Here is a 23,641-nt window from a genome sequence, read left to right as displayed (position 1 = left end):
CCTGTGCGGTTGCACAGAGCATTAAGCGATAAAAAAGGGCGCCCGTAAGGCGCCCTTGCTTTGTCCCTGTACTTACCGGTGGTCTACCTTATCGGACAGATACCGGGCTTAGCTCTCGCAGGTGCCGATCAGCGCCTCGTACTGCTGGGTGACCCAACCCAGGGCCTGCTCGGGATTGCGATCTTCGATCTTGCCGATCATCCGCTCAAACACCACGGCAGAACGGCTTTCATCGACAATGGTAAAGTTCTGGCCGGTCATCACCACATTATAAAGGAAGAAGGCAATCGCCACCAAAAGGATGCCGCGTAGAACCCCAAAGAAGAAGCCCGCCCCCTGATCTAACCCGCCAAGGGCCGAACGCTGTACCAAAGAGGAAAACAGCGGGGTGAAGAAAGACACCACGATCAGTGCGATGGCAAAGACTGCGGCAAAGGCTGCGATGATCGACAATTCACAGCTGTCAGAGATGAACTCCCCAATCACGGGGATCTCTGCCATCAGCGGTTCCACCTGTGGTGCAAACATAAAGGCAAGGATGCCAGCGGCAATCCAGCCAGCAATCGCCATGGCCTCGCGCACGAAGCCGCGCGAATAGGCCAGAAGCGCCGATAATATGATGACCAGGGCCACAACCCCGTCAATAATAGTGAAACCTTCCATGACCCTCGCCCGTTAGCCTGTAAATTATTTCGGCAACCCTAGCCGGCTCCAAAGAATTCGCCAACAAATCCGGCAAGATCCGAAGCTTGGCGCAGGCCAAGACCTCTGATCGAAACGGATTTGCCACCACTTGGAGCTATTGCAGAGGTGAAACCAAGTTTTTGCGCTTCTTTCAACCGGTTTTCGGTCTGTGGAGCAGGTCGAAGCGCCCCTGAGAGCGATATTTCTCCAAAAACTGCCGTATCTGCCGGAAGCGCCACATCTTCGCGGGCGCTGAGCAGCGCTGCCGCGACGGCAAGATCGGCAGCGGGTTCGGTAATCTTCATGCCGCCCGCGACATTAAGATAGACATCCAAACCGGCAAAAGGGATGCCACAGCGCGCCTCAAGAACCGCCAGGATCATTGCCAGTCGCGACGAATCCCACCCGACAACTGCGCGGCGCGGTTGCGAATGCGGCGAGGGGGCCACCAGCGCCTGCATCTCCACCAAGACCGGACGGGTGCCTTCGATACCGGCAAAGACCACTGACCCAGGCGAGGGCTCGCCGCGCCCCGATAGGAACAGGGCTGATGGATTGGTGACTTCGGCAAGCCCGGCGCCGGTCATCTCAAAGACGCCAATTTCATCTGATGGACCAAATCGGTTCTTAACTGCCCGCAAGATGCGAAATTGATGCCCGCGCTCGCCCTCGAAATACAGCACCGTATCAACCATATGTTCCACGACGCGCGGCCCGGCAATCTGGCCGTCCTTGGTGACATGGCCTACCATGATGATGGAAATGCCCTGGCTTTTGGCAAAGGTTGTCAGTTCATGCGCTGCGGCACGAACCTGGCTGACCGAACCAGGGGCGCTGTCGACATGATCGGCCCACATGGTCTGAATAGAATCGATAATGGCCAGCTGCGGCTTTTCGGCCTCAAGCGTGGTGAGAATATCGCGCAGGTTGGTTTCTGCTGCCAGTTTCACGGGGGCCTGCGCTAGACCCAAACGCTGGGCTCGCATCCGCACCTGGGCCGAAGCCTCTTCGCCACTGACGTAAATCGTTTTGACGCCAGCCCCAGCAAAGCGCGCTGCCGCCTGCAGCAACAATGTGGATTTGCCGATGCCAGGGTCGCCGCCAACCAGAATCGCCGAAGCTGCTACCAGGCCGCCGCCTAGTACACGGTCCAATTCTCCAACGCCACAAGTGGCACGCGGCGGCGGCGTTTCTTCGGTCGAGAGATCAGACAGCAAGATGGTTTTGCCACGCCGAATGCCAAGTGACTTTTTAGCGGGCCCAGCCGAGGACAGGCCCTTGTCCTCAACAATAGTGTTCCATTCACCACAGCCTTCGCAACGACCGGACCACTTGGAAAAGCTCGCGCCACAGGCGGAACAGGAGAAGGTATTTGATTTTGCCATATTGCCTTCTGCCTTATGTTCTTTGTTTGTTCAAGGGGTGAGCGCCATAGGCGCGAGGGGGCAAGGCCCCCCAAGTCATGTCTTGTTCTCCCTGCGGTTCTCCATCAAGCCGAGAACCAGAGAGGTAACAATGCAGGCTGTGAGCATATATAACCCCCAGGCGATTTCGAGTGTTGCATATGAGACGCCTTTGGCGACAGTGATGTAGAGGGCGATCAAAAATATGTCAGCCATGGCAAGCTTACCGAGGACATGCAGAACGGGGAGGGCGCGCGGATCTAACAAGTTCCACTGTATCAATGCCAAGCCGATAGTTTTGAGATAGGGGGCAAAAATTGCAAAGAAGGTGACCGTGAGGGCCAAGAACACGTCACTGCCCCAGAGGCTTTGCAATCCAGTGAGAACCGAGATTTCCGAAAGGCCAAAAATTGGTAAGAGACCAGCCCGCATCAAAGGCGCGAACCAGGCCACCGGGTAGAGAATCAGTAGTGAGAGGGTGGCAAGGCGAACTGCGATCATAGGATATCTCTTTGTGGCATTCGCGGCTTAGGGAATCTCCCTGTGAAACTAGGATGCGTTCAGCTCCCAAGGCAAGGAGCTGCGCAATGCGCTGTCCTGGGATTGCGGCTTTTGATGTCTCTTTTGGAGCCGCGATTTGCCAGCAGCATGGTCTTGCAGGCGAGTTCTGGTGTCATTCCCTTCTTGTGGCGAACGGGACGACCAGGCGGCACAGCATTGGTCCTGCGCGGCAGCTAAGTCAAGCTAGCCTCCTGTGGGAGGCTAGGTACCGGGGAAACTGCCGCGAAGTCACCGCACCGCTTCGATCGGGCCTTCGGCGCGGCCATGGATGAATTGGTCGAGATACGGATCGCCGGACTGGTCCAGATCGGCCACCGGGCCGACCCATTTGATCACGCCGTCATGCAGCATGGCGACAGTGTCGGCGATCGCACGTACCGAAGACATATCATGGGTGATGGTCATCGCCGTGGCGCCCATCTCGACGACGATTTCGCGGATCAGATCATTGATCACCCCGGACATTATCGGGTCGAGACCAGTGGTTGGTTCGTCAAAAAAGATGATCTCGGGTTCGGCGGCGATGGCGCGGGCCAGCCCGACACGTTTTTGCATTCCCCCCGACAGCTCTGCGGGAAAGCGGTCTGCGACATCAGATTTCAGGCCCACTCGGCGCAGCTTTTCTATGGCGATCGCGCGCGCCTCGTCGGCGGGGCGTTTCAGGGCGCCGCGTTGCAGGCGAAAGGCGACATTTTTCCAGACGGGTAGGGAATCAAACAGTGCACCGCCTTGAAACAGCATGCCAAATCGCGCCAGAAAGGCATCTCGGTCCCCGGACCCGGCGGGCTTGCCATCGACATAAATCGCGCCTGCGTCTGGTTTGATCAGGCCTAGTACGCTCTTGAGTGCGACGGATTTTCCGGTGCCAGAGCCGCCAATGATTACCATAGAAGAGCCCCTGGAAATCGACAGATCCATGCCCCGCAGGACGCGGTTTGAGCCAAAGGCTTTGTGGATGCCATCCATCCTGATCATCGGTGGGGGGGATTGGTCCTGGGTCATAGCGAAAAGAACACCCCTGTAAGGATAAAGTTGGCTGCCAAGATCAGCACGGCGGCGGCTTCGACCGAGGATTTTGTTGCGCTGCCAACCCCCTGGGCGCCGCGGCCCGATTGCATGCCGTAGTAGCAGCCCATGGTGGCGGCGATCACGCCAAAGAAGGCACCTTTGACCAGAGAGGAAATCACATCCAGAGGCTCTAGAAAATCGACGGTGTTTTTCAGATAGGCGGCAGCGTTGAAATCAAGGTTATGCACTGCAACCGCATAGCCACCGGCAATACCGATCACATCGCCGATGCCGACCAACAGTGGAACCGTGATCAGGGCGGCCAGCACCCGCGGTGCGACCAGATATTGCATCGGGTTGGTCGAGAGCGTCACGAGCGCGTCGATTTGCTCGGTCACCTTCATGGTAGCGATTTCGGCCGCGATAGAAGAGGTCACGCGGGCGGCGATCATCAGGCCGACCAGCACTGGTCCCAGTTCCCGCACCATGCCAATGGCGACGATTTGCGGCACCACCGCCTCGGCGTTGAAACGTGCGCCCCCGGCGTAGATCTGCAGGGCCAGGGCACCGCCGGTAAAGACCGCTGTCAGCCCAACCACTGGCAGCGACAACCAGCCGATCTGCAGCAGCGACAGGGCAAATTCACGCGGATAATACGGCGGGCGCAGCATATGGGTGAAGGTGCTGATCGCAAAAAGCGCGACCCGCCCCACCGCAGCCAGCGCCCCCAGGGCGAGGCGGCCCAGCCGGGCCAGAAGAGACAGCGGGCTCATCCCTGATAGGTCCGCGCGTAGCGATGGCCCAGCGAAGTCAGGATCTCATAGCCGATGGTATCGGCAGCTGCGGCCAGGTGGTCGACCGTCTGCGCCTCGTTCAACAATGACAGGCTGGCGGGAATTTCTTCCAGCGCGCTGATATCAACGGTGATCAGATCCATCGACACGCGCCCCACAACCGGGCAGGCCTGTGATCCGGCATAGAGCGAAATTCCGTGATTCATCAGCGCACGTTGCAGCCCATCGGCATAGCCTGCGGCAACAGTGGCGATGCGGCGCGGAGCCGGCGCAGTCCAGCTATTGCCATATCCCACGGTTTCACCAGCATCCACTTCACGGGTCTGGATCAGGGGCAGGTCAAGCTGCACCACAGGCAGGGCATCGTCATAGGGCGCGCCGCCATAGAGGCCAACCCCAGGGCGGCATAGGTCAAAGTGATAGTCCCGCCCCAGCAATATGCCCCCCGTTGCCGAGAGCGAGCGCGGCACTTCGATGCCGTCTGTCATCTCATGAAAGCACTGCAATTGCTGACGATTCATTGCATGGTTTGCATCATCGCTGCAGGCCAGATGCGACATCAGCAGAACCGGGTTTTGCCCCAACGCGATATCCCGCACTGCAGCCCATTCGGCGGGCTCCATCCCCAGACGATTCATACCGCTGTCCAGCTGCACGCCAAAGATATGGCCGGGCAGGGTTTCAAAATGGCGCAGCATCTGATCCAGCGAGTTCAGCATTGGGGCCAGCTGGAATTCTTTCAGCAGCCTTGCGTCGCCTTCCATATGGCCGGAAAACACCGAAATGCCGGGGCCGGGGCCAAGAGCACGGCGTAGCGCCACACCTTCTTCGGCGGCTGCAACAAAAAAGTTACGTGCGCCCGCGCGCATCAATGCCTTGGCCACGCGGCCTGCATCTAGCCCATAGCCATTTGCCTTGACGACGGCTGCGGTCTCGCAGTTGGTCATCGCGTTCAGATTTTGCCAGTTGGTCACCAGCGCATCAAGATTGATTGTCAGTTTACCCGTGCTCATGCCCCTGTTCTTGACATGCGCGGGGCAGGGGTCAAGTGAAATTCGCGGGGAATTCTATGCCTTGTGGCAAGGATCGGCTGCTTGCGGCTTGTTTCTTAAATCCGCGAGGGTCTTGCACAGGAAAAAAGACCGCCGACAGGATGGATATTGGCTGGTTTCAGGCGCGGCGGATCTTGCAGGCCTTCCGCGAAGGCCCGCAAAGCTGTGCATGAAATCAACTGCGCGCTAGAGCGCAGTCCAGAGCTGAAACAGCAGTCCGATGGCAAATGAACCGGTAAGCGCAATGGCAAGATAGAGGGCGAACACCTCTTTTTTGACCAAGGCCCAGACTGCGATTGCTGCCGGGAGCGAGCTGACCCCACCTGCAACCAGAAACGCCAGGCCGGCGCCCGGTGCCATGCCTTGCCCCATCAGGCCGCCGACCAGCGGCAGGGCGGCATAACCGTTCAGATAGGCAGGCACTCCCACAAGCGTTGCAATTGCGATTGGCGCAAGGCCGGTGCCGCCCAGCGAACGTGCAACCAGATCGGCAGGTAACCAGGCCAGCATCAGGCTTTCAAGGATGAAGGCGAGGGTCAGCCACTTGGCGAGAAAAAGCGTGGTCTTGATGCCTTCGCGCCAGAATTTTGCAACACGCGCTTCATCGCGCCAGAATTTCCAGACGACAGGCTGCACCGTGCGAACCTTGGCTCCGCCGCAGCCACCATTGCCGACACCCTCGCGCAGCGGATCGGACAGGCCACCCGCATGGGACAGGACGTGAACGGTAAAACCGCCAAGAACCCCCAGCCCCAGCGCCGCCAGCGTTTTTGCAACTGCAAACTCGAAACCCAGCACGCCGGTGGTCAGAAAGAACATCGAAGGGTCCATCACCGGTGAGGCCAGCCAGAAGGCCATGACCGCCGAAAGCGGCACACCCATTGCCAGAAGCGCGGCGATCAGAGGGATAACGCCGCAAGAACAAAACGGTGAAAGCCCGCCGATCGCTGCAGCGATAAGAATCATGACAACGGGCGATCCGGTAAAGGCCCGCGCGATCAGCCCGTCAGCGCCCGTTGCCCCCGCATAGGCCGCGATCCCGACGGAAAGCGCGAGGAAAGGCGCGACATTGGCAAGGTTCTGCGCCACGAACCCTGCCGTGGTAACACCAAGGGGCGTGGCAAAGATGAACAACAGCGCAAGAATTGCTGCCGAGATCAGCCAGACCCTTTCCTTTGTCCAGAGCCGGTGGAGTACGTCAATCGTCCGGGATCGGACAGTGAGAGAGAGGTCAGTCATGTCTACATCCTTAATTTTGTAGTTGTATTTGCCGGTAGAAAAGCGGGGCTTGGCATCAGGCTGCCCCTTTGCTTGCCAGCTTTATCCCCGAACAACATTCCGAGGTGAGGAACGACACGGTTTGATGCATGACATCAAAATCAACGCGGTTGACGATCTGCCGCCCCTGTCGTTCCTGTGTCACCAGTCCGGCGTCCACCAGCGTCTTGAGGTGATAGGCTAGCGTGGATGCCGCCATTCCCAAGTGCTGCCCGATCTCACCAATGTTGAGACCATCGTGACCCGCCCGCACCAGCAACCGAAAGATTGTCAGGCGGGCGTCGTGGCCAAGTGCGGCAAGCGATTGGGCGGCGGAGCTATGTTTCATCATGGGTATGAATAAAACTACAAATGTGGTTTTGTCAAGCCGCCCGGTGAAATCCATCACTTTAAAGCAAGGGCACCACCAATGGCATGTCCGATAGAAAAGTCGACTGGTCTGGTCAGGAAAGGAAAGCGCCCCCGCTCAGATTGCCTGGCAGGGGCGGGGGGCTTAATATTCGTCTTCACGCGGGCCATTTTGCCAGGCCTTGGCCAGGTTGCCAAAACGGGTGAATTCGGCGGTGAATGACAGTTCAACCGTGCCGATGGGGCCGTGACGCTGCTTGCCGACGATGACTTCTGCCTTGGCGTGCAGTCGCTCCATCGCGGTTTTCCATTCTTCCATCTTGTCCAGCTCATGGTCGCCTGGTTTTTCGCGTTCCTTGTAGTATTCTTCGCGGAACACAAACATCACCACATCGGCATCCTGTTCGATCGACCCGGATTCCCGAAGGTCCGACAGCTGCGGGCGTTTGTCATCGCGGTTTTCCACCTGACGCGACAACTGCGACAGGGCGATCACCGGGATCTGCAATTCCTTGGCGATGGCCTTCATCCCCATGGAGATTTCGGCAATTTCGTTCACCCGGTTTTCGGCCATACCACGACAGAGCTGCAGATAGTCAATAACCAGAACGTCCAGCCCATGGGTTCGTTTCAACCGCCGCGCCCGCGCCGCCAGCTGCGAAATCGGCAGAGCAGGCGTGTCGTCAATGAACAGCGGGCAGCTTTCCAGATCCTTGGCAGCCTGGACAAAGCGGCGGAATTCGCTTTCGGTCATGTCGCCCTGGCGAATCTTGTGGGAACTGATTTCCGAGGCTTCGGCCAGGACCCGGCCCGCCAGCTGTTCCGCCGACATTTCGAGCGAGAAAAAGCCAACCACCCCACCGTCGATCGCGCCTTCGCTTCCGTCTGGTTTGGTGCCTTTCTTATAGGCCTTGGCTACATTGAACGCGATATTGGTCGCCAGCGAGGTCTTCCCCATCGAGGGGCGCCCGGCCAGGATCAACAAGTCAGAGGGGTGCAACCCGCCAAGCTGCTTGTCAAGATCGGCAAGCCCGGTTGAAATCCCGGCCATGCCGCCGCCGCGCTGATAGGCTTCATTGGTGACATTGACCGCTTCGGTGACCGCCTTCAGAAAAGATTTGAAGCCGCTTTCGGTCTGGCCCTGTTCTGCCAGCTGATAGAGCGACTGCTCGGCCTCGACGATCTGCTCCTTTGGTTCAGAGGCCACATCCACCCGGCGCGCCTTGTCAGAGATGCTCTGGCCCAGGGCGATCAACTCGCGTCGGATCGCCAGATCATAGATCATCTGCGCATAGTCACGCACCGCAAAGGCAGAAATGGAGGAACTCGCCAACTTGGCCAGATAGGCCGGACCGCCCAGTTCTTTCAGCCCCTCATCGTCTTCCATAAAGGCCTTGAGCGTCACGGGAGAGGCAAGCGCGTTCTTGGAGATCCGCGCTGCCGCGATTTCATAGATGCGGGTATGGACCGGATCATAGAAATGGCTGGCATTGATGATCGAGGCAATCCGGTCGTAGACGTCATTATTGGTCAGGATGGCGCCCAAAAGCTGCTGTTCGGCCTCGACCGAGTGCGGGAGCTCAACCGCTTCGGCGGGTTTGGCGGCCAGGGCGACGGCCATTCCCGTTTGCCCCAGAGGGGCCAAGGCCTGGCCACCTGTGGCGGCACCGGGATCAGCAGCGCCTGCGATCATGTCGGGCGACATCTCTTCTGGCATCTCGCTTGAGATGTGATCAGGCATTTCATCGGGCATCGGCGCACTGGGGGCACCGCCGTCATAGGGCGGGGTTTCGTTCATTGCTGCTCTCTTCGCTATTAGCGCCAGTGATAGAGTTTTCTGTCCGGTTTGGGTATCGGGAAATCTTGTGGGTAAGCGCGGCGGGCCTGTGGATAACTGCGCAAATGGTGAAGAGGCCCGATCGCGAACCCGATCGCGAACCTGGGGCGGGATCGTTTTGGAATGAGGCCTGAAACCCAAGACCACAAAAGGCCGCCCATGCTGTCAGGCGGCCTTGGTCGGTGTGGCAAGGGGCCGTGTTAGCCGGGCTTATTGGCCTCTTGCCAGGCGCGCGGGTCACGCAGGAAGTTTTCCACTTCATCCAGGGTTGCCGGATCAAAGGCTTCTTGCGCCTTGGCTTCGGCCAGTACATCCCACCAGGTGCACAGGTAATGCAGTTCTACCCCATGGTCGCCCAGGCGTTTTGTGGTTTCCGGGAAGATATCATAGTAGAAGATCACCGCGGTGTGGCCACAGCTGGCACCGGTTTCGCGGATGGCATCGACAAAGGACAGCTTGGAGCCGCCATCGGTTGTCATGTCTTCCACCAGCAGAACCCGCTGGCCCTCTGACATCACGCCTTCGATCCGGGCATTCCGGCCATAGCCTTTGGGCTTTTTGCGCACATAGGTCATTGGCAGGGCCATGCGCTCGGCCACCAGAGCAGAGAAGGGAATGCCGGCAGTTTCGCCGCCAGCAATATTATCAAAGGCTTCGAAACCTGCGTTGCGCATGACCGTCACGGTCATGAAATCCATCAAGGTGGCGCGAATCCGTGGGTAGGAAATGAGCTTGCGGCAGTCGATATAGCTGGGCGAGGGCAGACCAGAGGCCAGGATATAGGGCGTGTCGGTGTTGAAGTTCACCGCGCCGATTTCCAGCAGCATGCGCGCCGACAGGCGAGCGATCTCTTCACGGGTGGGGTAGGCAGTTGGGATCATGGCGTATCCTTTGGGAACTTGGGGACCCGTGGCGCGGGCAGGAGCCTCCGGCGGAGGTATTTAGGGTAAGATGAAACCGGGTGCCTGATCCCTTTGGGGGCGCTCGGGCGGGCGCGGGTCAGGCAACGGACCAGAAGACCGGGAAGCCGGGATCAAAGACGGTGACGGGGCCGTCATCGCTGTTGATTTTGGCGGGGAACTGGCTGGGCTGGTCGGACTTTACCAGGGTGAGGGTCGTTTGGTTTTCGGGTAGTCCGTAAAAGGCGGGGCCGTTCTTGCTGGCAAAGTGCTGCAACTGATCCAGGGTACCGTCTTCGTCAAAGACATGCGCAAGCAGCGCCATGGTATTGGTGGCGGTGAAACAGCCGGCACAGCCGCAGCCGCTTTCTTTATTGGGGTCCGTATGCGGGGCTGAATCGGTGCCAAGGAAAAAGCGAGAATCCCCCGAGGTTGCGGCGGCGCGCAGGGCCAGGCGGTGCTCTTCGCGTTTGGCCACGGGCAGGCAATAGTAATGCGGCTTGATCCCGCCCACCAGCAGGTGGTTGCGGTTGATGATCAGGTGGTGGGTGGTGATCGTTGCACCAAGGTCGCGGGCATTGGATTTCACATAGTCGACGCCGTCGCGGGTGGTGATATGTTCCATCACCACTTTCAGTCCCGGTGTTGCCTTGCGGATGGGGTCCAGCACACGGTCAATAAAGACGGCTTCGCGGTCGAAGATGTCGATCTCGGCGTCGGTGACTTCGCCATGCACGCAGAGCGGCAGGCCGATCTCGGCCATTTTGTCCAGCACAGGTCGCACCTTGTCAAAGTTGCTGACGCCGCTGCTGGAATTTGTCGTGGCCCCGGCAGGGTAGAGTTTGACGGCCTTTACCAGGCCAGAGGCATGGGCGGCGGCAACATCTGCGGGATCGGTGTCTTCGGTCAGGTAAAGCGTCATCAGGGGGGTGAAATCCATGCCATCAGGCAGGGCCGCCATAATGCGGTCGCGGTAGGCGCTTGCTTGCGCGCCGGTGACCACGGGCGGCACCAGGTTGGGCATGATGATGGCGCGGCCAAAATCGCGGGCGGTTTCTGGCAAGACGGCCTGCAGCATCGCGCCGTCGCGCAGGTGCAGATGCCAGTCGTCGGGGCGGGTCAGGGTGAGCGTCTGAAGCGGGGGCTGGGTCATGGCGTCGCGTTAGCATAGCTTGGCAGAAAGGAAAAGACGCCGGTCCCGTCTATGGGGCTGGAAAAGGCAGTTTTGCCCCGGTGGCTACAGCGAGGAGGGCAGTTTGAATTCGCCCTCGGCGGCGCGTTGTTCCAGAGTGTTCAGGCGGCGACGAAAGCGCGGGGCGCTGAGCCGCCCCAGAACATTGCGGCACAAGAGGGTTTGCAGATAGGGGCGGTCCAATTGGTCAAGCCGCCCCATCAAGGCCCGCAGGTAAGAGGAATCATCGCGCCGTGCCCGGAACAGCCGGGCAAATGCCATGTAATCAAACCTTCCGTCGGCTGCCAGCTGCAGGATCTGGTTCAGGAGGCCCATTTTTACCATTCGCGTCTGTACGGCCGCGCCAAGGTTGGGCACCCGCAGGCGGGTAACGCAGGGGCGGTGGAACAGCGCCGCATGCATGGCGTCCAACCGTTCGTAGGGGTCATAAAAGACAAAGGCCTCTTTGGCCCCATCCAGCATATCGGGGGCAAAGCCATAGCGATCACTAAAGGAGGTACGGCGCATTTCGACGAAGCGATCATCCCATTCCGTTAGGCGCGGGTCCAAGGTGGCCTGGGGCTGGATTGCCACCACGGTTGCGCCGGGGGACGCCACGGAAAAGGCCGCGGCCGCATAGCCACAGGGGCCTGCGCCGTAAAAGATCACCTTGTCAAATTCTTCAAAGAAACCATCGTCGATCAGCTGGTCAATAAAGCCAAAGACCTGCGGGTCGCGGAACCAGGTGTCACCCTTGGAAATAAGGCCAAGATGCGACCAGCCTTCTTGTTTGACCATGTCAAAGCCAAGCGGCTGGGCCAGAGGGGAGAGGTTGTGCAGGCCCTCTTGGGTTTCAAAGGTGACCAGCAGGGTATCGCCCTGATCCAGAAAGGTGGCGCAGTGTTTTTCCCCCAAGGGCTGGAACATGCCCAGTTCTTCGGTGAGGGTAGCAAGGCGGTCCTGCCACTGGGCGGGTTTCAGACCTGACAGGTCTTCATTCAAGATCTCAAGGTTCTCTTGCATCGCCAAAATCCCTTACTCAGGCCGCAGCAGCGGTGGATATCTATAAGATTTAGGCCCGGAATGCGGCCAAATTAGGAAAAACTCTAGTCGCTTTGCTGACTCCTGCCCAGTTTGCGGGCGCGAGCAGAGCGAGAGGGGGGGGGCTGAGTGGGAGTTTTGCCTGCGCGTCTGGGCGCAGTCCGGCGGCCCGTCAGGGCGCATCCTTGGCAGAGCTTTGTGCGGCACGGCCCATATTGGCGAATTTGGTCAGTGTCTTGGCGGTGACGGCATTTATAGGGCGCGAAGGGGGCGTCATCAGCAGACGGGCGAACAGCGCCCGATAGGGTTCTTGCTGCATCAGCACGCGAAAGTGTTCGTGCCGCCAGGCCACTGATTTTTTGCGCAGATCTGCCAGCGCAGGATCCTGCAAGAGGGTCTTTTCCAGGCTGCGGCGGGCGCTGGCGTAGCGTTCGATCGAGTGATCTGTTTCGGTGTTGAAATTGCGCTCGACCCAATAGTCGACCCCCAGCATGTCCTGCGTATGAACGGCCCGTCCGCGCGCGGCCTTCAGGACGTAGCTTTCCATTGCGCCCAAGGGGTAGTGGTTCAACTGGGCCAGGTCATAGTTGGGGCGACCAAAGTTGGAGAACAGACGCCGGGATTTGAAGGCTTCCCCCAGTTCGCGCCCGCAGCAATCGAACCAGCGGAACTGGTCCAGCTGTTGCGGATCCTTGACCGACCGGGGGCGGTGGATGCCAATTTTTTGATAGGTGCCATCGTTGCGATACAGCGTCTTGAACATCGAGGCGCGCCAGGGCCAGTGGATCACCTCTGGGGCGCAGCGGCAGAACTGCGCGCTTACGGGGGTGTCTTCAAAGCGCAGCACATCATTATTGCCAAACAATCGCCAGGTCAGGGTGATTGCATCGGCTTCGGGCAGGGCGGTCAGCAGGTCTGTCAGGGTGCCGTCGCCGGTCTTGATATTGACAAATTCATCGACATCCAGCGCCAGGATCCAGTCGGCCTGTTGCACCAGGGGGTGGGTATCGGCACGTTTCATTGCGGTGAACTGGATGCCGCCCTTGCCATAGGGACCATCATTGCGCAGGTGGGTCAGCTGGCCAAGCGCCTCTAGGCGGTCCAGCATGGCATCGGTGCCATCCTGGCAATCATTGGAAAACACCAGGAAATCCGTGAAGCCCACAGCCCGGTGATGCGCCAGCCATTCCAAGAGAAAAGCGCCTTCGTTGCGAACAGTCAGGATGGCGAGGCAGCGCATATCTTACCAATCAGAGCGGAACACGGCGACCTTGCCGTGGGACCAGCGCGGAAAAAACACCAGACCAGCCGCATCCAGGCAGCGAAACACCTTTTGCATGCCGATCTTGCCGATCCATTGCGGGTGGGTTTCGATGACGACTGCCCGCAGCCCGGTCAGATCCATCTTGGGCAATAGATCCGCCTCGGCCCCCTCGATGTCGCAGATCAGCACTGTGGGGGAAAGATCGCGGATCACCGCGTTGACGTCACGGGTTGGCACATCGACCTTGGTGCAGTCTGCGCTGTCTTCCATTGGATCCAGAGAGGAGGCCAGAAAATTCTTGCGGATATAAAAGGGCGCGGTGCCGTCGCGCTCACCCAGAACCGCATGGGTGACATGGGCGTTGGTCACCTTGTTGAGCGCATGCACCTGGGCAATATAGGGCAAAAGCTGCGGGTTGGCCTCGTAGGAGTGGACCGATTTGGCTGGGGTCTGGGTGGCCACAAGGGTGGACATAAAGCCAATGCCGGCCCCCAACTCCATCACCACATCCTGCGGCTTTATCAGTTTTTTGGCAGCGGTTGCCTCTTTGGCCTCATAGGCATCGTTGCGCAGCAAGGTGCGGATGCGCGGCGGCAGGACGTTGCGGTCCAACGGAAAGCGCATACCACGGCATTTCAGGATCTTTTGCGGCTTTGCCACATCAGACGGGATGGCCCCTGCTGTATTTGCCTGGGGGGCGGCGGGCGTCTCGCTCATGTCTTAGCTCTCCAGATCAAGCGCCAGCGCATAGGCGACGCGTTCGGTTGCGGTCAGTTTGAGGCGCAGCGCCTGTTGAAACAGGTCTTCAAATTCGGCCATGTCATGCAATTCATCGGCCTTGGCGCGGTGCCAGTCCAGCCCCTTTTGGTGCCAGTTGCGCAGCGCCTTGTCCTTTAGAAGGCGATCATATTCAGCCTGCAACCGCGGCAGGTTGCGCTGGATAGTGATATCGCGGTGATCGTTCCAGTCCATACGGATCCAGTAGTTGATCCCGATAGAGCGATCCACATGCAGGGCGCGCCCGCGCTGGCGTTTGACCAGAAAGCTCTCGGCTGAGCGCAGCGCATAGTGGTTCAGCTGGACCAGATCATAGCCGATGGATTTGCGCGAGTTGCGCCAGCCATTGTCAATGGCTTCCCGCGTCATGTCGCGGCCCGACCCATTGACCCATTTCACCTGATCGCGCAGGGGCGCTGTCAGTTTGTTGGGGCGGTGGCAGCTGATCTTTTGATAGGCGCCAATGTTCTTGAACATGGTCTTAAAGCCCCAGACTGTATGCGGTTTGGGGCAATATTTCGGTGCGCAGGCGTCAAACTGGCCAATGACGAACCTGTCATGCAGGCGGTCCACCCCGTTTGAACCAAACAGTCGCCAGGTCATGGCGATATTGCTGGCGTCCGGCACCTGATCGAACAGATCCTGCAGCGTGCCATTGCCACAGCGCACATTGATGAATTCATCCACATCAATATGGATCACCCATTCCGAATCGCGGATCAGCGGCTCTTTCAAGGATTGGTTCAGCGCATGTTGCTGCGGCGAGTTGCCCTTCCAGTTGTCATTGTTCCGATGCTGCACGATACCCAGATCCTGTAGGCGGTCCAGCAGTTCGCTGGTGCCATCTTCGCAGCCATTGGTGTAGATGAGAAAGTTATCAACCCCGATGCCGCGGTGATAGGCGATCCATTCCAGGATATAGGGGGCTTCGTTTTTCATGCAGCCGACAATGACATTGCCGCTGGACCCCGGTGTCAGCTGCCGGAGCGGTACTTCGCGATATGGTGATTGAGGCTGGTCTTCGCCCTTTTGACCCAGCATGTTGTGTGGCTTGAACGCAGAGCTTTGTAGCATGTCGAAGTTTTCCACCGCCAGCGGGGGCATCACGGCCAGGGCGTCTTTGCTGGGCCGGGGGCGCTGGGGTGTTTCGGCCTGGTCCAGATCCTGCAAATCGGCCGCCTTGCCGCGTCTTTCTTCCTTGGTGGCCTTGGTGATGCGGCGCATGAAGGTCAGCAGGTACTGCGAGGCGCGATATCCGCGTGTCGTCGCGGCCTCTTGCCAAGGGGGGCTGGGCTTGGTCTTGGCGGAAATGACCCCGAAGTCAACGGCCAGCAGCGCCGGGTGCTGGCGCGCAAGGGCTTGATTGGCAGCCGAAAAATACTGTGAGACTGCGGCAAGGCTGGCGGGATCGATCGGCTCACCTTCGATGGCGATCTCGTTCAGAAAACTGCGCCAGAGCGGACGCGGCAGGATCATTTTGCGCTGGGCCAGCAGCTGCAACAGCAAGGTATTGAGCTGCCGACTGCGCGCCAGCTGGGCGGCAGAGGGCTGTTGCGGCACCTTGGCCTCTGGGCTGCGCCCAATCTGCCCGTCAATGCCAAAGGCGGCGCAGATCTCACTGGGGGCCTCGGTGCCATAGATGCTTGCGGGGGCAAAGGGGCGAAACGACACGGCGCCGGTGCCAAATGTGGCCTCCCAGTGCTGTTGCAAAGCCGTGTAGTCGAGCCAGAAAGGCGCGGCTTGGGTTTCTTCAAACTGCCCGGCCTGCGGGTCTGGCTGTGGCAGAGTGGTCAGCGCGGCCTGCCACCAGCCCATGTCCTGCTCCTGCGCCAGCCTGGCGATCAGCGCCAGCTCCTGGTCCAGCGTGCGGTCGCGTCCCTCCAGGATCTGGGTGCCGTAGTGATGTACCAGTGCGCAGGCGGGACTATCAATATGGGCGACGATCCTGATATCATCCGACAGCGGCGTCAGCAGGGCTTTCAACCGTTCCAGCTCGCTTTTGCGGTGCAGTTTTGCCCCCAGCTGCGAGGCCGACAGGATCAGCCTGTCTGGCTTGGCCTTGTCCACTTCTCGGTGCAGATCTTCGATCAGCTTCTCGCGCAGGCGTGCCTGCTTTTCCGTCGTGATAAAGCCGCGATTGTAGCGCAGGGGGTCAATATGATCTGCATCGGTGACCGCCATGAACAGGCGCGTATGGTTGCTGGAACCGGGGGCGCGGGGAAACAGGGTGCCCTTGGCCTGCAATTGGGACCGCTTGTCGGCCATGATGCGTTGCAGATGATCCGCGCCAGTCTGTTCCAGCCCGATATGTAGATAGATCCGCATCAGCTATCCTGTGCCTTTTTGTTGACATTGGCCTTGCCCCACCAGGGCAGGTCGCGGTTCAGGTGGCGGCTGACCTGGGCCTGGGCATCCGGGTTGGCGATGTCGAGCTCCAGATACCTGGGATCATCGCGAAACCAATGGGCCAGCGCTTCGTAGTGGCCATCAATCCACCGCATCTGTTGATCGGCGGTTTTGCCATAGCCAATCGGCAGCCCCGGAACCGTGCTCGCGGGCAACCGGGTCGTGCCAAGATTGTTCCAGGCCATGATTGATTTTGAATGGCTTGCAGCATCGCGCCTGGTGGCGATGAAACGCGCTTCTGGGTATAGATCTTGCAACACCTTGATCATGGCAAAATCAAACTGCGGCCAGATCGAGAATTTGCCATGAATAAAGCTGATCTCGCTGACCGCGTCATACTCCTGCATATAGGCCATCGGGTCGCCGACCTCATAGAGCCCCTTGTAGAGCAGCGAGCCGACAAAGACGCGGCGCTTGCCGGGGCGGTCTTCCTCGCGCTCTTTCAGGCGATGATCGGCGACATGATACCCCGCCCGCGACAGCGCCCGGTTCAGGGTCGTGGTGCCGGATTTCGGCAGGCCGAGGTTGATGACTTTCAGAACCATGGCGCGCCTCAGGATCCCTGCGCGGGCAACAGGCCCAGATCGGTCAGCAAGGCCTCTTCCTGCGGTGGCAGGGTCGGGGCGGTCAAGAGTTGCTGACGCATCTGCTGATAATCTGGCTGGGCCAACAGCTGATCGCGCCTGTCCCGGTGCCGCTGCAGGCAGATCTCGTGCAGCGCGGCGATTTCGGGGTCCGATTTCAGCGCCTTCAGCGCCTCTTGCAGATCGGGCAGATAGCGCAGGATAGAGCGATCCTCATAGGCGGGGTCATTGCGTTCGCGCCAATAGCTGTCGTCAAAGGCGCGGTGCTCGCGGTTGACATCGCCGCGGTCATTCTTGACCAGGTAGCTGTCAAGCGAGCGCAGCGCATAGTGGTTGAGAGTGGCCAGATCGCGGCTGCCCTTGGCGGGGAATTTACGGATGCGGCGGGGATTGTCCGCCACCAGAAACTTGGCTGGCACATCGCGCCCGGATCCATCGCACCAGTGGGGGAACTTGCGGGGTGGCAGGCCTTTCTTGAAGAAAGGCCGGTGCGCGCCGTAGTATTTCAGCGGAAAATCCTGACGCACCAGGGTTTTGACTTCAATTGCGGTTTCGGCACACCAGATATCGGGATTATGAGAGCGGCTGAACTGTGCGATCACCGGCTCATCAACAAATGCCTCTATCCCGTCGTTGGCAAAGAACTGAAAGCTGACGGAAATTGCACCGGGGTTGCCACAGGCCGTGATCAGGGCGGGAATGCTATGATCCCCGGTGTGTATATTGAGAAATTCATCCACATCTGCGATCCAGACCCAATCGGCCTCCTGTACCAGCGGCTGATGGGCGGCATCTTTCAGCGCTTCCATCTGGTAGTTGCGCCCCTGCGCTGGATTGGGCAGATGGGTCAGCAGGCCACGCGCCGCCAAGGCATCGAGCAATTCCGCCGTACCATCGGTGCAGTCGTTTGAATAGAAAAGAAAATCTGTGACGCCGATCAGCCTGTTATAGGCGATCCATTCCAGCAGGAACGGGCCCTCGTTCTTGACGCAGGTTACTGCAGTGATACGCATGTCACATCCCCTTTCATGCGGTGCAGACCGCAGCGCGAGGGATTTCCCGAGGCAGCGTCAGGGCTGCCAAGCGCAAGCCCCCCGCAGCCCCCGAACGAACTGTGTGGCCCGGAACCTGAAGGCCTGGAGCTGGATGTTCGGTGCATCGACCTGTCTGCCTCTATGCCCCGGTTTGTCGGGCGCGTGTTCTTATTGGCGGCAGCTTTGCATTGCCGCCCCTCTGGGTCAATCGTTGCGGGCCTTGGCGTCTTTACTCTGGCCGGTGCTGTTGCAAGAGTGTTGCGCCGGGGCCGGGTCCTTGCTCCGTGCCGCAGTTGCGGCGGCGCTGTGGCTTGACCCGGTGCCATGCCCGTGGCCTCTTGGTTGAAACCCAAAGAGCCCCCGGTAACGAGACCCCGGCAAACAGCCCAAGGAAGGATGCCACGAATGATGCAGGCCGCGACAATTGAGCAGGTGCAGACTGCGCTGGGCGAACAGGGCTATGTCTGTGATCGCGCCCTGGCGGTGGTGGTGTTTCTATCGCTGAAACTGGGTCGCCCGCTGTTTCTTGAGGGCGAAGCCGGGGTGGGCAAGACCGAAATCGCCAAGGCGCTGGCGGCGGCCTTTGGGCGGCGGCTGATCCGGCTGCAATGCTACGAAGGGCTTGATGCTTCCTCGGCGGTTTATGAATGGAACTTTGCCGCCCAGATGGTGGCCATTCGCACTGCCGAAGCAGCAGGCGGCGCTGATCGCGCAACCCTGCAAGGAGAGCTGTTCTCGGATGAATTTCTGATCGAGCGGCCGCTGCTTGAGGCGATGCGCCCGGATGAGAACGGCCCGCCGGTGCTGTTGATTGATGAACTTGACCGGACCGATGAACCCTTTGAGGCCTTTCTGCTTGAGGCGCTGTCGGATTTTCAGGTCACTATCCCCGAACTGGGCACCATCAAGGCACCGGTGCCGCCCATCGTGGTTCTGACCTCCAACCGAACCCGCGAGGTGCACGACGCATTAAAACGCCGTTGCCTGTATCATTGGGTGGATTATCCCGATTTTGACCGCGAGGTAGAGATCTTGAATGCACGCGCGCCGACCTTGGCGGCGCAGCTCAGCCGGGAGGTGGTGGCCTTTGTGCAGAGCCTGCGCACAGAGGATCTGTTCAAGAAGCCCGGCGTTGCCGAAACCATCGACTGGGCCAATTGTCTGCTGGCACTGGATGTCATTGACCTGTCGCCTGCGGTGATTGCGGATACCCTGGGGGCGATCCTGAAATATCAGGATGATATCTCTAAGGTGCAGGGGGGCGAGGCCAAGCGCATTCTGGATCAGGCGCGGGCTAGTCTGGACGCTGGCTGATGGTTGAATTGCCGGATCTCACCCTGCCGGATAATCCCAGGCTGGCGCAGAATATCACCCATTTTGCCCGTGCCCTGCGCAAGGCAGGGCTGCCGATCGGGCCGGGGCGGGTGATTGATGCGGTGGCAGCGGTGGCGGCGGCGGGCTTTACTTCGCGGCAGGATTTCTACTGGGCGCTGCATGCCTGTTTTGTCTCCAAACCCGAACACCGGGTGATCTTTGCCCAGGTCTTTCGGCTGTATTGGCGCGATCCGCGTTTTCTGGAACGGATGATGGCCGCGCTGTTGCCTGCCATCCGCGGCGTGCAAGAGGAACAGGCGGCAAAGCCTGGTGAAAAACGCGCCGCCGAAGCCCTGCTGGACGGGGCCAATCCGCAGCTTGATGCCCCCGATCCCCCTGAGGATGAGGGCACCGAGATCGAGGTGGATGCCAGCTTGACCATCTCGGCCGAGGAACGGTTGCGCAGCCTGGATTTTGAACAGATGAGCACCGACGAGGTGGCGCAGGCCAAGCGTATTCTGGCGCAGTTGAAACTGCCGGTATCGCCGCTTCAGTCGCGTCGCCTGATGGCGGCACAGCGGGGCAGCAGGCCGGATTGGCGTCGCACCTTCCGCGAAGCGGCCCGCCGCGGGGGCGATATCCAGTTCATTGCCCGCGCCAAGCACCGCACCCGCTGGCCCAATCTGGTGGTGATCTGCGATATTTCCGGATCGATGAGCCAATACAGCCGTATCGTGCTGCATTTCCTGCATACGGTCAGCAATGCCAAGGGGGCGGGCTGGGCCCGGGTGCATGGCTTTACCTTTGGCACCCGGCTGACCAATATCACCCGCCATTTGGCCACCCGCGATGTCGATGCCGCCCTTGCCGCAGCAGGCGCCGAAGCGCAAGACTGGGAGGGCGGCACCCGGATTGGTGCCTGCCTGCATGACTTCAACCGGGACTGGTCACGCCGGGTCATGGGGCAGGGCGCTGTGGTGCTGCTGATCACCGATGGGCTTGATCGCGATGACCCGGCGGCGCTGGAACGGGAAATGCAGCGCCTGCAGCTTTCGGCGCGGCGTCTGATTTGGCTGAACCCGCTATTGCGCTGGGATGGGTTTGCCGCCAAGGCGCAGGGCATTAGGGCCATGTTACCCTATGTCGATAGCTTTCGGGCCGGCCATTCCATTGCCGCGTTGCAGGATCTTGCAGAGGTGATTTCGCGCCCCGAGGAGAGCGGCGAAAAAGCCCGCTTGCTGCGCGATTTGTGACGCGCGGGCTCCGCGCCGCTGGTGGTCGCCGCGTACATCTTTTGCCAGGGTAGGGCCGTGTTTTGCCAGGGTAGGGCCGTGCGTCCGGATTTGCGGCTTGAAACTGCAAAGATGACGCGCAAAGCTGGTATCCAAGCGGGCAGGATCTGCCCGACCGGAGGATAGATGACCCAGACTAGTGACAGCCCGCCCGTCTCTGCCGACGTTTCCCCCTTGGCAGCCAGTGCGGCGCAAACCGCGCTGGCGTGGCACCGCGCCGGTCGGGGGGCGGCCCTGGCCACCGTGGTGCAGACCTGGGGATCGGCCCCGCGTCGGGTGGGGGCACAGCTGGTCGTCAGCGGTGATGGCGAGATCGAGGGCTCTGTTTCTGGCGGCTGTGTTGAAGGTGCCGTGGTGCTGGAAGCGCAAGAGGCGCTGGCGGATGGCAAGCACCGGGTGCTGGAATATGGCGTCAGCGATGGCGATGCCTTTGCCGTTGGGCTGGCCTGTGGTGGCACCATTCGCATTCTGGTTGAACCTGTGGGTGGTTCCATGCCCGTCGCCCTGCTGGCGGATCTGGTGGCGGCGCAGACGGCGCGCGACCAGGTGGCCTATGAGGTGAACCTGACCACGGGGATTGGCGCGGTGCTGCGCGATGCCTACCCCGAGCGGATGCGACTGGACCGCTCCGGGGTCGAAGACGACGGAGAGACCTTTGTGGCAGTGCACAACCCGCCGCTGCGGCTGGTCGTGGTGGGGGCGGTGCATATTGCCCAGGCGCTGGTGCCGATGGCGATGCTGGCGGGCTATGATCCGGTGGTGATTGATCCCCGCGCGGCCTTTGCCACGCCTGCGCGTTTTCCCGGTGTGACCCTGCTGGAGGATTGGCCGGATGAGGCGGTTGCCAAGCTGGGGCTGGATGCGCGCACCGCGCTGGTCTTGCTGACCCATGACCCCAAACTGGATGATCCCGCGTTGGTGGCGGGGCTGCAGCAGCGCTGTTTTTATATTGGTGCGTTGGGGTCCAAACGCACCCAGGCCAGCCGGGCAGAGCGGATGCAGGCTGCGGGCTTTGCGGCGCAGGACATCACCCGTATTCATGGCCCCGTCGGTTTGGATATCGGCGCGGCAGGCCCGGCCGAGATCGCCGTTTCTATCCTGGCGGAAATGACTGCCGTGTTGCGCGGTCGGGCCAAATGAAGTTCGGCACCGTCCCTGTCGCAAAGGCCGAAGGCGCGATCCTGGCGCATTCGATGCAGGCGGGCCAGCCCCCCTATGAAAACGCGCTGCGCTACCGGATTGCCAAGGGAACCCGTCTTACGGCGCAGCATCTGGCGGATCTGGCGGCTGCGGGTCATGCGCAGATCACGGTTGCCCGGCTGGAAGCAGGCGATCTGCACGAAGATGCGGCTGCCCTGGCGCTGGCGCAGGCCCTGGTGCCGGATGCGGCGGGCCTGGGTCTTCGCATCTCTGGCGCTGGTGCGGGCCGGGTGAACCTTTATGCCTTGGCTGCCGGTCTTGTCAAGCTGAACCCAGCAGCACTTGAGGCGGTGAATGCGGTTGATCCGATGATCACCATCGCCACGGTGCCGGATTATCACCGGGTTGATGCGGATGGTATGATTGCCACCATCAAGATCATTTCCTATGGGGTCGGGGCCGAGACGGTGAAGCAGGCCGGAGCAGGCGCGGCGGGCGCGCTGCGTGTTTTGCCGCCGGTCTTTACCTCGGCTAGCCTTATCGAGACAAGCGTCAGCCAAGAAATTCCTTCGGACAAAGGGCGGCGCTCTATGGCGGGACGATTGCAACGCATGGGGCTGGAACTTTCGGATCGGGTGGTGGTGCCGCACCAGGAGGTGGAGCTGGCGGCGGCTTTGGCGGCGGCACCAGGAGAGGTCTTGTTAATCCTCACAGGGTCTGCGACCTCGGATCCAATGGATGTGGCGCCAGAGGCACTGCGCCGGGCCGGCGGCAGCGTGACCCGCTTTGGCATGCCTGTGGACCCTGGGAACCTGCTGTTTATCGGGGCATTGCAGGGTAAGCCGGTGATTGGCCTTCCGGGCTGCGCGCGCTCGCCGGCGCTGAATGGCGCGGATTGGGTGCTGGAGCGGGTTCTATGTGGTTGCCGGGTGGGCAGTGCCGATATTGCCGCGATGGGTGTCGGCGGCCTGCTAAAGGAGATCCCCACCCGGCCCATGCCGCGTAGTTTGGACTAAGGTTGAATTAAGAGGTGGGTGTTACCTTTTGATTTAACTGAATTTACGGCGAATTCAGCCGCCGTTTCTCGGGGTCGAGCTTGGGGTGGCGCGGGCTGGATGCTGCGCGCAGTACCGCAGAAAGCGAAGGCAAAAGCTTGCCAAGCGGCAAGATTGTTTGTGATGGCGCGCTTAAAAGGGGTTCGCGGAGACGCAATCCCGTGCTTAACTTCCCTTAGCCAACAAAAGTAGCAAAAATGGGAGGAATACATGACCAAGGTCTCAATGACCGTGAACGGCAAGCCTGCGCAAGCCGAGGCGGAGGGCCGCACCTTGCTCTCCTCGTTCCTGCGCGAAGAACTGGGCCTGACCGGCACGCATGTCGGCTGTGATACCAGCCAATGCGGGGCCTGTGTGGTCCATGTGAATGGTATTGCGGTCAAATCCTGCACCATGCTGGCCATTGAGGCTGAAGGCGCAGAAGTGGCAACCATCGAAGGCCAGGCCGCTGCGGATGGGACGCTCAATATCATTCAGCAGGCTTTCCAGGATCATCACGGGCTGCAATGTGGGTTCTGTACGCCCGGCATGGTGATGTCGACGGCGGCGCTGCTGCAAGAAAATCCCAAACCCAGCGAGCAAGAGATCCGCGAGTATCTTGAAGGCAATATCTGCCGTTGCACCGGGTACCATAATATCGTCAAGGCGATCATGGCTGCCTCCGGTCAGGATGTATCCGCCATCGCGGCGGAATAAGCC

The 23,641-nt window shown here is 60.2% G+C and carries 22 protein-coding genes; 5 read left to right on the top strand and 17 right to left on the bottom strand.

Features of this window, described 5'->3' with window-relative positions:
* Nucleotides 1-108 precede the first annotated feature (108 nt).
* The 17 genes from P2081_RS00565 to P2081_RS00485 form a co-directional block, all read right to left on the bottom strand.
* Nucleotides 109-663 carry a CvpA family protein gene (locus P2081_RS00565; RefSeq protein ID WP_278920932.1) on the bottom strand — a complete coding sequence of 185 codons (555 nt, stop codon included), beginning with the start codon at nt 661-663 and terminating at the stop codon, nt 109-111.
* A gap of 38 nt (nt 664-701) precedes the next feature.
* The gene (gene radA / locus P2081_RS00560; RefSeq protein ID WP_278920931.1) at nt 702-2,069 is read right to left on the bottom strand and encodes a DNA repair protein RadA; all 1,368 of its coding nucleotides are present in this window, start codon (nt 2,067-2,069) and stop codon (nt 702-704) included.
* A gap of 75 nt (nt 2,070-2,144) precedes the next feature.
* The gene (locus P2081_RS00555) at nt 2,145-2,588 is read right to left on the bottom strand and encodes a paraquat-inducible protein A (RefSeq protein ID WP_438826519.1); all 444 of its coding nucleotides are present in this window, start codon (nt 2,586-2,588) and stop codon (nt 2,145-2,147) included.
* Nucleotides 2,589-2,876: 288 nt separating this feature from the next.
* Nucleotides 2,877-3,623 carry an ABC transporter ATP-binding protein gene (locus P2081_RS00550; RefSeq protein WP_278921437.1) on the bottom strand — a complete coding sequence of 249 codons (747 nt, stop codon included), beginning with the start codon at nt 3,621-3,623 and terminating at the stop codon, nt 2,877-2,879.
* 23 nt (nt 3,624-3,646) lie between these two features.
* On the bottom strand, nt 3,647-4,429 hold the full coding sequence (locus P2081_RS00545) for an MlaE family ABC transporter permease (protein ID WP_278920930.1): 783 nt from the start codon (nt 4,427-4,429) through the stop codon (nt 3,647-3,649).
* The gene (gene alr, locus P2081_RS00540) at nt 4,426-5,463 is read right to left on the bottom strand and encodes an alanine racemase (protein ID WP_278920929.1); all 1,038 of its coding nucleotides are present in this window, start codon (nt 5,461-5,463) and stop codon (nt 4,426-4,428) included. Before alr ends, P2081_RS00545 begins: the two co-directional genes overlap by 4 nt.
* Nucleotides 5,464-5,688: 225 nt before the next feature.
* The gene (locus tag P2081_RS00535; RefSeq protein WP_278920928.1) at nt 5,689-6,741 is read right to left on the bottom strand and encodes a permease; all 1,053 of its coding nucleotides are present in this window, start codon (nt 6,739-6,741) and stop codon (nt 5,689-5,691) included.
* Nucleotides 6,742-6,796: 55 nt separating this feature from the next.
* A complete protein-coding gene (locus P2081_RS00530; RefSeq protein ID WP_278920927.1) occupies nt 6,797-7,111 on the bottom strand; it encodes an ArsR/SmtB family transcription factor in 315 nt (104 codons plus the stop codon).
* Between the two features lie 162 nt (nt 7,112-7,273).
* Nucleotides 7,274-8,926, bottom strand: coding sequence for a replicative DNA helicase (locus P2081_RS00525; protein ID WP_417699647.1), 1,653 nt, complete (start codon nt 8,924-8,926; stop codon nt 7,274-7,276).
* A gap of 239 nt (nt 8,927-9,165) precedes the next feature.
* Nucleotides 9,166-9,846: an orotate phosphoribosyltransferase gene (locus tag P2081_RS00520; protein WP_278920926.1), complete on the bottom strand. Its 681-nt coding sequence runs from the start codon at nt 9,844-9,846 to the stop codon at nt 9,166-9,168.
* A 118-nt stretch (nt 9,847-9,964) separates the two neighbouring features.
* Nucleotides 9,965-11,017 carry a dihydroorotase gene (gene pyrC / locus P2081_RS00515; protein WP_278920925.1) on the bottom strand — a complete coding sequence of 351 codons (1,053 nt, stop codon included), beginning with the start codon at nt 11,015-11,017 and terminating at the stop codon, nt 9,965-9,967.
* A gap of 84 nt (nt 11,018-11,101) precedes the next feature.
* On the bottom strand, nt 11,102-12,058 hold the full coding sequence (locus tag P2081_RS00510) for a phosphoadenosine phosphosulfate reductase (protein ID WP_278920924.1): 957 nt from the start codon (nt 12,056-12,058) through the stop codon (nt 11,102-11,104).
* A 190-nt stretch (nt 12,059-12,248) separates the two neighbouring features.
* Nucleotides 12,249-13,316 carry a glycosyltransferase family 2 protein gene (locus P2081_RS00505; protein WP_278920923.1) on the bottom strand — a complete coding sequence of 356 codons (1,068 nt, stop codon included), beginning with the start codon at nt 13,314-13,316 and terminating at the stop codon, nt 12,249-12,251.
* A gap of 3 nt (nt 13,317-13,319) precedes the next feature.
* Nucleotides 13,320-14,057: an FkbM family methyltransferase gene (locus P2081_RS00500; RefSeq protein WP_278920922.1), complete on the bottom strand. Its 738-nt coding sequence runs from the start codon at nt 14,055-14,057 to the stop codon at nt 13,320-13,322.
* 3 nt (nt 14,058-14,060) lie between these two features.
* Nucleotides 14,061-16,442, bottom strand: coding sequence for a glycosyltransferase family 2 protein (locus P2081_RS00495; RefSeq protein ID WP_278920921.1), 2,382 nt, complete (start codon nt 16,440-16,442; stop codon nt 14,061-14,063).
* Entirely contained in the window at nt 16,442-17,068 is a 627-nt protein-coding gene (locus tag P2081_RS00490; RefSeq protein WP_278920920.1) for a sulfotransferase, read from the bottom strand. Before P2081_RS00490 ends, P2081_RS00495 begins: the two co-directional genes overlap by 1 nt.
* 8 nt (nt 17,069-17,076) lie before the next feature.
* On the bottom strand, nt 17,077-18,120 hold the full coding sequence (locus P2081_RS00485; RefSeq protein ID WP_278920919.1) for a glycosyltransferase family 2 protein: 1,044 nt from the start codon (nt 18,118-18,120) through the stop codon (nt 17,077-17,079).
* Nucleotides 18,121-18,546: 426 nt separating this feature from the next.
* Between P2081_RS00485 and P2081_RS00480 the strand changes: the two genes are divergently transcribed.
* From P2081_RS00480 to P2081_RS00460, 5 genes are all read left to right on the top strand, one after another.
* Complete coding sequence (locus tag P2081_RS00480; protein ID WP_278920918.1) at nt 18,547-19,455, top strand: AAA family ATPase; 909 nt, start codon at nt 18,547-18,549, stop codon at nt 19,453-19,455.
* Nucleotides 19,455-20,708 carry a vWA domain-containing protein gene (locus P2081_RS00475; RefSeq protein WP_278920917.1) on the top strand — a complete coding sequence of 418 codons (1,254 nt, stop codon included), beginning with the start codon at nt 19,455-19,457 and terminating at the stop codon, nt 20,706-20,708. The genes P2081_RS00480 and P2081_RS00475 overlap by 1 nt, the downstream gene beginning before the upstream one ends.
* Nucleotides 20,709-20,873: 165 nt before the next feature.
* On the top strand, nt 20,874-21,887 hold the full coding sequence (locus tag P2081_RS00470) for an XdhC family protein (protein ID WP_278920916.1): 1,014 nt from the start codon (nt 20,874-20,876) through the stop codon (nt 21,885-21,887).
* Entirely contained in the window at nt 21,884-22,903 is a 1,020-nt protein-coding gene (locus P2081_RS00465; RefSeq protein WP_278920915.1) for a molybdopterin-binding protein, read from the top strand. The genes P2081_RS00470 and P2081_RS00465 overlap by 4 nt, the downstream gene beginning before the upstream one ends.
* Nucleotides 22,904-23,152: 249 nt before the next feature.
* Complete coding sequence (locus tag P2081_RS00460) at nt 23,153-23,638, top strand: (2Fe-2S)-binding protein (protein WP_278920914.1); 486 nt, start codon at nt 23,153-23,155, stop codon at nt 23,636-23,638.
* The last annotated feature ends 3 nt before the right edge of the window (nt 23,639-23,641 follow it).

This window comes from Pseudophaeobacter profundi, assembly GCF_029697505.1.
Taxonomy (GTDB): domain Bacteria; phylum Pseudomonadota; class Alphaproteobacteria; order Rhodobacterales; family Rhodobacteraceae; genus Pseudophaeobacter; species Pseudophaeobacter profundi.
Note: the sequence above shows the minus strand (reverse complement) of the source record. Positions and strands in the feature narration are given on the sequence as shown.